The organism is Lyngbya sp. PCC 8106, from assembly GCF_000169095.1.
Taxonomy (GTDB): domain Bacteria; phylum Cyanobacteriota; class Cyanobacteriia; order Cyanobacteriales; family Microcoleaceae; genus Capilliphycus.
The window spans coordinates 61,533-73,345 of sequence record NZ_AAVU01000040.1; the positions used below are offsets into that span (position 1 = coordinate 61,533).

Sequence of the window (11,813 nt, forward strand, 5' to 3'; positions counted from 1 at the left end):
TCAATCACTCCGTTACCTTTCACTTGAATATTGAATCACAAAATTAGAGTGTAGGGTAAACTCAAACTGGATTTTGAACGTTATGACTGGAACACCGCAAGACAACCCGAACCCAAACTCCCAACCTTCTAACGAGATCGGGAATGTAGAAGAATTGGTACAATTACTCCGTCGTAAAGAAGGAACTTGGGTAGACTGGGGACAAGCCTGTGCGACACTACAAAAATCGGGCTACAATTCCCAAAAACTGTTTGAAGAAACCGGATTTGAACCGATTCAGCAAAATCTGGTGATTGTCGCTTCTCAAGTTTACACCTCTTTGGTCACAGGTGGCGCCTCCGAACAGGTGCGATCGCATTTTCAGCAAAAAGGAAGTGATATTCTCTATGAGTTTCGCATCCTCACCCAACCCCAACGTCTAGAGGCGGCTGAGTTTAGTTTATCTCAAAGGATTGATGCTGACGAAGCCAAGGATTTGACAAAGGCGATCAAAGATCTCTCTCGGGTTAGCAATTTACCGCAGGGGTTTACCCGACATCCGGGGGATGCGATCGCCTACCAATGTTGGAAAGCCGCCCGACAACATAGCGATCTCCAACAACGATCGCGTTTAATTGCCAAAGGGTTAAGATTTGCTAATTCTCCCGACGCCCGACAACACATTGAAAAACTATTAACTGATTTTTCCGTTGTTTCCACTCGTCCCGCCCCTCGTTTACCCGTTTATCGCTTAGAATCGGATGAAGATTTACCCCGTATTTTGCCTGTTGTTGGTGAATTTCCCCTAACGTTAGATGATTTAAAAGCGGTGCCAATTACGGATGAATCTGAACCGTTTCGGATGGTTAAATTTTCGGGTTCGGGGGTGTGGATACCGCTTCCGGGTTGGCAAGTGATTACAAAAGCAGAAGATCCGGTTGTTATTATTGGTAAAAGTGACACTTTACCCAATCCTTTACCGGGAAAAATTGAACCTGTTTTAGTGGTGATTGATCGTTCACAACGGAATTGGGAAGCAGATCGTTATTTTTTGATCGAACAGAATAACCAACTAGAATTACAGTGGTTTGAAGAAGATCCAGAATTATCGTTGTTCGGACAATTGATTTTAATTATGCGTCCGAAAAAGGTGTTTGATGAGAGTCAACTTGGGAATTTGTTGCAATTTGAGGATTAATTTGACCTCTTCCGGATTATATTCCCCGATCATCCCCCGCCCCCTAAATCCCCCAATTCTGGGGGACTTTTACAAGATCCCCCTAAATTCCCGTTAAAAAGGTGTAGGGTGGGTGACTTTCCTTAAAATTGGTGATTTATACTAGAAATTAATTGTCACCCACCCTACAAAGAGGAATCGTTGTTATTTGTATTTTATACACAAAATCCCCAACCGTAGGGGCGCAAGGCTTGCGCCCTAAACCTGATAATAAAAACCCAACTTACCCAGGTTGCCACAATTTAATCCTGTTGTCAGTCCGTCAGGGATTAAAATCCCCGCCTAACAACAAAAGTCCTCTGAAGAGGACTAAAAATTACTGCGGAACTAACAATAAATAATGCAGTCGGTTGAAACCGACTTTAACTATTAGACGGGGATTTCAATCCCCGGTGAAAAAACGGGTGAAAAAACGGGTGAAAAAACTGACAAAATACCCAACCTACCCAGGTCGCCACAATTTAATCGTTTTGTCATAACTTCCACTGGCTAACGTGTTACCATCGGGACTAAATGCAACAGACCTTACCCAATGTGAATGTCCTTTTAAGGTAGTAATTTTGTTAGGAATTTTCACATTCCACAATTTAATGGTGCTGTCCTTACTCCCACTAGCTAAAGTGCTACCATCTTTACTTAATGCTATAGACCAGATTGAACTTGAATTTCGTCCCCTCAAGGTAGCAAATTCCCCTTGAGTTTTTACATTCCACAATTTGATAGTTTGATCAAAACTCCCACTCGCTAACGTGCGACTATCGGGACTGAATACTACAGAAAGAATATAACTTGAATGTCCTTCTAAAGTGGCGATTTCTCTGTGAGTGGCAACATCCCACAATTTGATACTTTTATCATAACTGCAACTGGCTAAAATGCTACTATCGGGACTGAATGCTACAGAATTAATGCAACCTGAATGTCCTTCTAAAGTGGCGATTTCTCTGTGAGTGGAAACATCCCACAATTTGATAGTTTTATCAGCACTCCCACTTGCTAAAATATTCGCTTTCTGATTCAATGCTACGCAAACAACAGAATTTGAATGTCCTTTTAAAGTCGCAATTGTCGCTCGAGTTTCGACATCCCAGAGTTTGATAGTATTGTCAACACTTCCACTCGCTAAAATTCGACCATCGGGGCTGAAAGCAACAGACCTGACACAATGTGAATGTCCTTTTAAGGTAGCAATTATTTGGTGAGTTTTCATGTCCCACAATTTGATGGTACTGTCATTACTTCCACTCGCTAAAATTCGACCATCGGGGCTGAAAGCAACAGACCTAACATGATTTGAATGTCCTGTTAAAGTTTTAATACAGGTTGCATTTTGCCAAGAAACAGGTGAAGCTAAGGTTTGAGAAGTTTGAGAAGATGGAGTTGGTTTTGGATGTTGATAAACGGGTGAAGGTTTAGGAGTTTGAGAACTTTTTGTAGAATGCGATCGCAAAGCTGTTAAAATATTAGAAACAGACTGATAACGTTGCTGAACATCTTTTTGCAGTAACTTCGTTAAAATTTCCTTGAATTCCTGACTAACAGATTGCTTAAGATGTTGTTCCCAGTTGCGAGTCCAACCATAACCTTCTTCCAAAAACAAATTATAGGGATGAACTTCAGTCAACAGATAAAAACAAGTTACCCCCAAACTAAATAAATCACTCGCCGGATAAGCTTCCCCGCCTTGCATTTGTTCGATAGAAGCATAACCATCCGAACCAATACGAGTCCCAACTGTTGTTTGTAATACCGTTGTAGATAACTGTTTGGCTACCCCAAAATCAATTAACACAAAACATTCATCACCCCGACGTTGAATAATATTATCCGGCTTGATATCTCGATGAATTACCTTTTGTTCGTGAACAAATTTCAAAACGGGTAATAAATTCTCTAACAGTTGTTTAACTTGTGGTTCTTTCCAAACTCCCTGCTTTTTAACTAATTGTGATAACGTCTCGCCTTCGATATATTCCTGAACTAAAAATAACTGTTTCCCTTCCTCAAAATAAGCGTATAATGTGGGTATTTGGGGATGTTTGCCGAGTTGCTGAAGTTGTCGGGCTTCCTGTTCAAACAGTTGTGTGGCTTTGTTTAAAGCCCCGGTTCCCTGAACGTTTGCGGTGAATTGTTTAACTACACAATATTCATTCAGTTTATCAATATCTTCCGCGATATAGGTTCGACCAAAACCCCCTTCCCCCAACAATTTTATTACTCGATAATGACCTCTCAAAATGGGAATTAATTCGACGCCGCAAGCTTGACAATAACGGTTTACGTCGGGGTTGTTGGGTTGGGGACAATGGGGGTTTAAACAGCACGTCATACGGTGTGAGATAGTTGGGGATCTTATCTCTATTTTCTCTTAAATTCACCCCAAACGTAAACCTCGATTGTCACCTCTCCCCCAACCCTTTCCTACGAGGAAAGAGAAACGGATAATTCTTCCCTGCTTTTAGGGGGGACTTGGAAAGCAGGGTGAGGCGAGGGGAGAAGAACGGTAACTTTACGAAGCTACAATCATAATTAACTATCATGCTGCACAACTGTTAATTTTGAATTAAAACCATGAATAAATCGGAAATTATTAACCAATTACAAGACACTTCTATTGAGGAACGTATTGCAATCATTGAAGCCATTTTACAAACGGTTAAAAATGATATGCGGTTAATCTCCTCACAGCAGCTTACCTCTAAACATCGCCCCCTGCGAGGAAAAGTCATTTCCTACGAAGAACCTTATGAACCCGTAGCCATAGAAGATTGGGAGGCTTTGACATGATTATCCTAGACACTCATATCTGGATTTGGTGGGTTGATGAAAACCCGAAATTGTCTTCCCAAAACCGTGAGATTATTCAATCAAACCAAGCAAGCGGGTTGGGTATCAGTATTATTTCTTGCTGGGAAGTTGCCAAATTAGTTGAAAAAAATAGACTTGCTTTTGAGTGTTCGGTAGAAGAGTGGCTCGAACTGGCTCTAAAATATCCTGGTATTCAACTGTTAGAATTAACCCTTCCTATTATCCTTGAATCAACACGGCTTTCTGGATTTCATGCCGACCCAGCAGATCAGATTATTGTGGCAACGGCTAAAATTTACAGTTCATTATTAATTACTCAAGATGAAAAAATTCTGAATTACTTGAAGAATAAAACACCAGATTAACCTTTCCCCCAACCCCTCTCCTACGAGGCGAGGGGAGTATTCAACAATATTGACCTAGCCAGCCTAGCTCTTTCTTTTATAAGGGGATTCTGCCAAAGTAAATTTTCTTTAAGGGGTCAAAACGTCACTGGTGTGTTTTAATGTTAAAATAGTATTTACTTAATCACCGAGAAAGGAAAAACCTAAAATATGCAAGAGTTAAATAACGATTTTAAAAATTTCATCAAAAAGTTAGTTAATATTATTCTTAAAAAAGAAGTTTGGATTTCTATTTTTTTAATTGGAATATTTTATTTTATCTTTTTGTTGCCTAATGCTTCAAAGAGCTATCAATATACAATTAACAACCATACAGTCCATTGCGATGAGCAAATCGGATTTTACAATTCTTGTGGTTAAAGAATGATAAGCCAATAGGTTAGAAGTTTTAAAAGAATAACCAACTCAATTATTCTGATAGCTTCTATACTTTAAATTATAGCAATTTTGGGATTAATCTCTAACAAGTAAAAAGGTAGTTTTATTAAAAAATACATGAAAGAATATATTCTAAATCATTATGAAATGTACTGTCAACAATATGGTTTCAATAATTTTTGTCTTCAAATAGACCAAGATATTCTAAGTAGAACAGTCGAGTTTTTAAGTAAAATAATCGAGTTTTTGTTCTTAATAATCGGTTTAGGAATAATAGTAATTATTTTATATAAGATAACAAAAACTTTTGCAGAAGTAATTTTTTTAATATTCTTCTTAGTAGTATCAGGATGTTTATATTTTTGGATGTTTAAGATTTCATAAAAAGTCAAGTTATTTGAATACAAATTTACAAAAACTGAGGAAAGGGAAACGGATAATTATTCCCTCCTTTTAGGGGGGACTGAGGGGGGTAATTTAACCTCTCCCCTAACCTCTTTCCTACGAGGCGAGGGGAGAAGAAATGTTAATTAGGGGTTTTATTTAACCCCTGAAAGTTAAGGATTAATGATGGTGATGATGATGACCATGACTGTGATCATGGTGATGTTGGCTATGTTCGTGGTTATGAACTTCTTGGGCTTGAACCGACGCCAATTGTGGATTGACTGCCAAAGCTGTTTCATTTAATAGTGCTTCAATCTGCGGATTTGCCCATTCTGCTGCCATTTTCATAAACTCTGGATGGTCATTTGCACAGGGCATTTGTACATAGGTAATCTCGGGATGTTGGCGTCGTAATCCTTCGATAATATGTTCTACATCTAACAGGGTTTCATGGTTTTCTGTAGCAAATCCAATCGGCATAAACACAATAGAAGTTGCCCCTAATTCAATTAAGTTTTGGGCAGCTAATTTAACGTTAGGTTGTGTCCAGTCAATTAACGGGGTGTCATGGTTCAACCAACCAATTGAAATCAACGGATAACGATAAATTAAACGTTCACGAATCAGTTCATACATCGCTTGGCTTTCATCAATTCCTGATGTGAATCCTTTGGCTTTGTGAGGACAACCATGATTCATTAAGACAATCGCTGTTTGTGAGGGTAAATGGGCGACGGCTAATTCTTTTTTGATCTTTTCTTCGACCATGTTTGCCATCAAGTCTAAATAGCCCGGTTCGTTATAAAATGACGGAATATAACGCTGACCTTTGACCCAATGTTCTTTTCCATCTGCTAAGTTGGCTAAGGCTTTATTCACCTGTTCGACAGCAATTCCACTGGTGAAAATAGAATCAACCACTAACAACGGATAGATCAGAATCTTATCAAATCCTTCTGCTTTTATTTGTTCTAATACCTGTTCGGGAAGAAACGGCTTACAGAAGTTGTAAGCTTTGAACACTTTAACTTGATCGCCCCATTTGTGCTTAAGTTCGTGTTCTATTCCCGCCCGTTGTTGTTCAAAAATCGCGTTGTGAGGAGAGATAAAGTTACCATGTTGGTGACTCCATTCATGCAAGTCAAATACCGCTAATAGTTTGGCTAAAGGCGGATAAATCCATGTAGGAACAGGCGCAAATTTAGCCGTTAACAAGTTCAAAGCTTGTTCGTTATAATTCGCAAAATCTTCATAACTTTCGACTTCACCGTATCCCATCAACAGGACAGCGACTCGATCTTGAGGTTGACTCTCGGATACAGAAATATTGTCTTGTGTTCTTTCGGGAGTTGCGACCACTTTGTTATCCTCAAAAATAGTTGTTATTTACAATGGGGAGTATCTAGGACTAAATTTATCCTTTTTACTCGCCTGCATAGCTTAACATCCCCCTGGGGGGGATAGCTTGATCTACAGTATAGAAGAAGTTGAACCGAATTTGGGTTATGGCGGTTGTTATTTGTCCGGGTATTCACGATCCGATGTTAACAGAATCCTTTCTCAGTCAGCTTTTCGGCGATTGGCGATCGCGTTTTCAGTCGGGGAATTTGTTTGTTTTTCCGACCCAGGATTATCCCGCTTATTCGGGTATTGACATTTTTAACTATTTATGTAGTGTAACGCAAAGTCCTGCCCCTTTCCCTCCTGCTAATGGTAGTTTTGGGCAGAATGACGTTAAATTACCGAAATTACCAATTATCTTTATTTGTTTTAGTGCGGGGGTTGTCGGGGCGATCGCTGCGGCTTGGATGTGGCAACAGGCGGGGGGCCAAGTCAAAGCGTTGATCGCCTTAGACGGTTGGGGAGTCCCTCTAGGGGGCAATTTTCCGATTTACCGCATCAGTCACGATCGCTTTACCCATTGGAGTTCAGCGCTGTTGGGAGGGGGCGTGGAAAGCTTTTATGCTGATCCACCTGTTGAACATCTAGACTTGTGGAGTTCCCCGCAAACGGCGCGAGGATGGTGGCTACATCGAACTTTAACGGGGGTTGAAACCGCCTCTCCCGCTACCGCAAAAACGGTTTTATCGGATTGGTTAACCCGTCACCATGAATAGTCAAAATTAGATAGGCAAATTAGCCGTAAAGTTTGGGAATTGGTGAATGTTCCTGTATTTTTAGCTGGGGGGTTGAATTGTGATTCTGTGGCTTGATCAGTTCAAACTGTTGCACCGTTTGGGCTGGATGTGTGTAATGGGGTCAGAACAGAGGGTTGATTAGATCGCGATCAACTGACTCAGTTTTTCAGTCACATTGAAAAAATTGCTGGAAATCTTAGAGATCTATTATACTTTAGAACAAAAACTTAAACCGTTATCGGGGTGAATTGATCAAATGCAGTTGGATTTAAAGGATTCATATATTAATGTCAATGGGGTTCAACATTATTATGAATGGATAAAAACATCAAGTCAGGAACAAAGTAAGCCTGTGATGGTGTTTTTGCATGGTTGGGGCGGTTCAGGTCGCTATTGGACGAGTACAGCCCAAGCATTATCGGATCATTTTGATTGTTTAATTTATGATTTGCGGGGGTTTGGTCGTTCAAAAGCACGGGCAATTGAGGAGTCTTCTTTTCCGGTTTTGAGTTATGAATTGGTTGATTATGCTCACGAACTTAAAGGGGTATTGGATGCGCTAAATTTAGATAAAGTTTATCTGAATGCTCACTCGATGGGCGGTTCAATTGCGGCTTTGTTTATCAATCTTTATCCCGAACGAGTCGAACGAGCGGTGTTCACTTGTAGTGGTATTTTTGAATATGATGAAAAGACCTTTACAACGTTTCATAAGTTTAGTCGGTATGTGGTTTTATTTCGACCCAAATGGTTAGCTAAAATTCCCTTGGTTGATAAGGTTTTTATGGCGCGATTTTTACATCGTTCTTTACCGACATCTGTTAGTCAAGCTTTTTTAGAAGACTTTTTGCTCGCAGATTTTGACGCGGCTTATGGTACTGTGTTAACCTCGGTGAGTAAAGAAGCGACAGAATGGCTCCCTCAGCAGTTTTCACAATTTACAGTTCCGACCTTATTAGTTGCAGGAGAGTATGATCAGATTATTCCCGCAGAAATGGGACGACAAGCGGCTGCGTTGAATGATAAAATTGAATTGGCTATATTAGAGAATACGGCTCATTTTCCGATGTTGGAAGATGCACCAACATACCTCAAACGGGTGCGCGAATTTATCAACCGATAACAGGATTCAATGCGATTAAAGACACAAAACAGAGGAAGCTATTGGAGGAGAATGGTATTTTATCTGTTCTGAATACATTGATAGGACGGATGTATCAGCTTTTTTTATTGCTGATAAATTTTATTTTCAAACCTTTTTTAAACTCTGATAAATCTAGTTATTGTCAAACAATAGTGTCCGTCCAGATTGAATTTAAGCAAGTCTCTTAAACTCGAATCTATTTAATTGAATCCCGATTTTAGGCGGATTATTTTAACACCGTGAAGAGGTAAAATTTAGATGACAATTCCTCCTTATCTTTATCCCCTAGCTGCTCCGCTTTTAATTCCCGTTGCGCGTCAACTCGGTAGACAGTTAATGTCAGTAATGAATGGTCAACGTTCGACTCATGCTTCGGGATCTGATCTTCCTTCTATTCCTGAAAAAGTGAAAGGAGATCCTCGTTATGTTGAGGCTTTAGTTGAATATTCACAACGCAAAGAAACCCGACTTCAAGAGTTTAATACCTTAGAAACGACTCAAGAAGAACGTCGCCTACAAATTCGTCAGCAAGAAATTAATGATCGCCGCGAAATTAGTCGCTTACAACGGGAAATTCTTCGGGAATTACAAGCTAATGAAATTCAGCTTAAACTCCATGAACTCGATGCAATTTGGAACCGAGAAAAATGGTTTTCTAATCTGAGTCGTCAGGAAACCGAACGAATTTTATTAGAAGGACAAGAACATCATCGATTATTGATGTTTATGGCACCGCCTGATATTAGCGAAGATTGTCCGTTGGGGATGCAAAGACATCTTAAAAAAGATATTGGTAATGGCTTAAGACGGTTTCTCAACCAACATTATCCCCAAACTAGCAATATGCGTCCGGTTGAGTTTTATGCTGACTATTTTACGCGATCGTTAGGCGATATTGAAGTGCGAAAATTGCAAATGGTGTTATCGCCTGTTCCAACGTTTATATTATACAGTGATATTAATGATTATGAAGTGCATTTTCACGTCGGATTTTGGGGTCTACAAAATCAAAATGTTTCTCTAATTCCAATTCAGCCTTGGAACTGGGAAAAAGCACAAAAAGAATTAATTTCCCAAGGGTTAAGTCCGGATCTGGCAATTCGTCAAGTTCGGCAATTAATTGTGACAATTCATCAGCTTTTAGCAACTTTTCTGATTGATTGGTATTATCTCAGTATTGATCCTCACTATCAACCTCATCTGTATAAATTAAGTTCAGAATTTCCGCGAATGTGGGTGAAACCTTATGTTTCAGTTCTCAAAGATTTACAACAGCAACGTCGAGACATTTATCGTCAAGAATTACAAATTATTGTTCAGAATGATAGTGAACAACAACAGATAAAAGCCAAACAAAACCCTCAAAATTGGAATGCCGTTCTCACCTTAACTGGACATTCTGATGTGGTTAATGTGATTGCAATCAGTCCAGATGGTCAGTTTATTGTCAGTGGGGGTTGGGATCATAAAATTAAGATTTGGTCAGTACAAAGCGGACAACTCATCCGAAATTTAAAAGGTCATTCTAACTCAATTACTGCTTTAGCCATGACACCGGATGGTCAACAAATTATTAGTGGTAGTGTCGATAGTACGATTAAAATTTGGTCAGCAAAAACCGGACAATTATTAGAAACATTACAAGGTCATTCTTATTCGGTGAGTGCGTTAGCCGTCAGTCCAAATGCTCAATTTATTGTTAGTGGAAGTTGGGATAATACGATTAAAATTTGGTCACTCGCTACCGGGGAATTACAAAAAACCCTCACCGGACATACTAATTCTGTTAATGCTATTACAGTGGATACTGATTCTGAACTGATTTACAGTGGAAGTGTCGATAATAGCATCAATATTTGGTCACTCAAAACCGGGAAAGTTGAACATACTTTTGAGCCATTTCAAACTTATAAAACGGTGGTGATTAGTTCAGATTCTCGATTTGTGATTAGTGGAAGTTGGGATAATACGATTGAGATTTGGTCACTCAAAGATGGACAATTGATTCAAACTCTACCGGGACATGATCACGATCTTTTAGACTTAGCGGTGAGTCCTGATTCTAAGTTTATTGCGAGTGGAAGTTCAGATCAAACCATTAAGATTTGGTCACTCGAAACAGGATATTTACTTCGGACTTTAACTGGTCATTTTAATAGTGTAAATACGCTGACCTTTAGTTCAGATGGATTATGTTTAGCGAGTGGGAGTAATAATGGAGTGATTATGGTTTGGCGTTGTCATTAAAAAGAATTGATTGTGAGTTTAGAGAAAAGTTTAGGTAAATAAATCTAGGGGAAAATGTCCATAGGTGCCGTTCACTCCAGTCTCATCTGTAGATTGACAAGATACTAATACACCCCGATATTTTTCGGTGTAGGGACTCGCATAGTAAGACTGACTGCGACCATTGAACTTGAGGTAAACAGAGCCTTCTATTGCTTCTACAGCGTTGCGATTGATTGTAATATTGTAACCCAGTTTTTGTAAATATTGTTCGAGAGCGTTCCAGGCTGCATCCAAAGAATCTGCACAAATTCCAAGCATTTGATATTCAGAATTTTGGACTAAAAGTTGGAGAGCTGCACAAATAGAATCGCGATTTTTGATCTGATTAATGGATTGAATCTCTGCACAGGTAAAAGCTTCTAGAGTTTGTTGAGCCGCTTCGATAGAAAGGTTGGCAGGTTGTGAAGATGACATATAAATTCAATAAATTTACTGGGTTATAATTCCAGACTGATGCTATTCTAGAGGATTGAGGGGGTTTATTCAAGGGTAAAGTTATGATTAAAGCTTGATGTGAAGCGGGAGTTAATCAACGGTTAGTCGTGATGGGTCGAAGATGTTTAACCCCAATCTATTTAGGTGAAATGAGCAGTTGAGAGGACAAATTAAGAGGGCGGCTATTAACCGCCCAACACCCTATGTGGTTCAAGCAAGAGTTAATTCTCCTGAACGCTCGGCATGATTATGAAAGAAAGGTTGTGAGGTTTTCTCACTGGACTTTCGAGGAAATTCGGAATCAGTTGTTTGTTCGATTTCGCTTTTTGAGACTAACATTGAGTCAGCCGAACGAACGGTCATTTCACCTGTAGACAGAGCAACACGCCACTGACGACCGATTTTCCAAGCATGAAATTTAACGGCATTCCAACGCGGGTTAACGGGATATCCAGAAAATCCAGAACGCAAGGCGGGAATGCAAGCATCATCGAAGGCGGTAAGTACCAATACTCCTTCGGTTAGTTGAACTGTCTTGAATTTGTTTTGCTGTTGCTTCAACACAGACGTCACCTCCTTTAAGTTTTGTATCGATTTGATTTAATATACAGTGT

At 39.5% G+C, this 11,813-nt stretch carries 10 protein-coding genes; 6 read left to right on the top strand and 4 right to left on the bottom strand.

All coding sequences use genetic code 11. The annotated features are described in order from the left end of the window. Positions 1–82: 82 nt before the first annotated feature. Complete coding sequence (locus L8106_RS22375; protein ID WP_009786747.1) at positions 83–1,177, top strand: RuBisCO accumulation factor 1; 1,095 nt, start codon at positions 83–85, stop codon at positions 1,175–1,177. Between the two features lie 481 nt (positions 1,178–1,658). On the opposite strand, the gene L8106_RS22380 is transcribed toward L8106_RS22375, so the two are convergent. Beyond that, positions 1,659–3,545, bottom strand: a complete 1,887-nt coding sequence (locus tag L8106_RS22380) for a WD40 repeat domain-containing serine/threonine-protein kinase (RefSeq protein WP_009786748.1) — start codon at positions 3,543–3,545, stop codon at positions 1,659–1,661. Between the two features lie 242 nt (positions 3,546–3,787). On the opposite strand from L8106_RS22380, the gene L8106_RS22385 reads away from it, so the two are divergent. Beyond that, positions 3,788–4,003, top strand: a complete 216-nt coding sequence (locus L8106_RS22385) for a hypothetical protein (protein ID WP_009786749.1) — start codon at positions 3,788–3,790, stop codon at positions 4,001–4,003. Next, positions 4,000–4,389, top strand: a complete 390-nt coding sequence (locus L8106_RS22390) for a type II toxin-antitoxin system VapC family toxin (protein WP_009786750.1) — start codon at positions 4,000–4,002, stop codon at positions 4,387–4,389. The genes L8106_RS22385 and L8106_RS22390 overlap by 4 nt, the downstream gene beginning before the upstream one ends. A gap of 981 nt (positions 4,390–5,370) precedes the next feature. Here the strand turns inward: L8106_RS22390 and L8106_RS22405 are convergent. After that, complete coding sequence (locus L8106_RS22405) at positions 5,371–6,552, bottom strand: ferrochelatase (RefSeq protein WP_009786753.1); 1,182 nt, start codon at positions 6,550–6,552, stop codon at positions 5,371–5,373. Between the two features lie 146 nt (positions 6,553–6,698). On the opposite strand from L8106_RS22405, the gene L8106_RS22410 reads away from it, so the two are divergent. From L8106_RS22410 to L8106_RS22420, 3 genes are all read left to right on the top strand, one after another. Continuing rightward, positions 6,699–7,310: a hypothetical protein gene (locus L8106_RS22410; RefSeq protein WP_009786754.1), complete on the top strand. Its 612-nt coding sequence runs from the start codon at positions 6,699–6,701 to the stop codon at positions 7,308–7,310. A gap of 277 nt (positions 7,311–7,587) precedes the next feature. Then, entirely contained in the window at positions 7,588–8,454 is an 867-nt protein-coding gene (locus L8106_RS22415) for an alpha/beta fold hydrolase (protein ID WP_009786755.1), read from the top strand. A 279-nt stretch (positions 8,455–8,733) separates the two neighbouring features. Continuing rightward, positions 8,734–10,722 carry a WD40 repeat domain-containing protein gene (locus L8106_RS22420; RefSeq protein ID WP_009786756.1) on the top strand — a complete coding sequence of 663 codons (1,989 nt, stop codon included), beginning with the start codon at positions 8,734–8,736 and terminating at the stop codon, positions 10,720–10,722. Positions 10,723–10,752: 30 nt separating this feature from the next. On the opposite strand, the gene L8106_RS22425 is transcribed toward L8106_RS22420, so the two are convergent. Beyond that, positions 10,753–11,178, bottom strand: coding sequence for a DUF1824 family protein (locus tag L8106_RS22425; protein WP_009786757.1), 426 nt, complete (start codon positions 11,176–11,178; stop codon positions 10,753–10,755). Positions 11,179–11,409: 231 nt separating this feature from the next. Beyond that, a complete protein-coding gene (locus tag L8106_RS22430) occupies positions 11,410–11,763 on the bottom strand; it encodes a hypothetical protein (protein ID WP_009786758.1) in 354 nt (117 codons plus the stop codon). Positions 11,764–11,813: the final 50 nt, after the last annotated feature.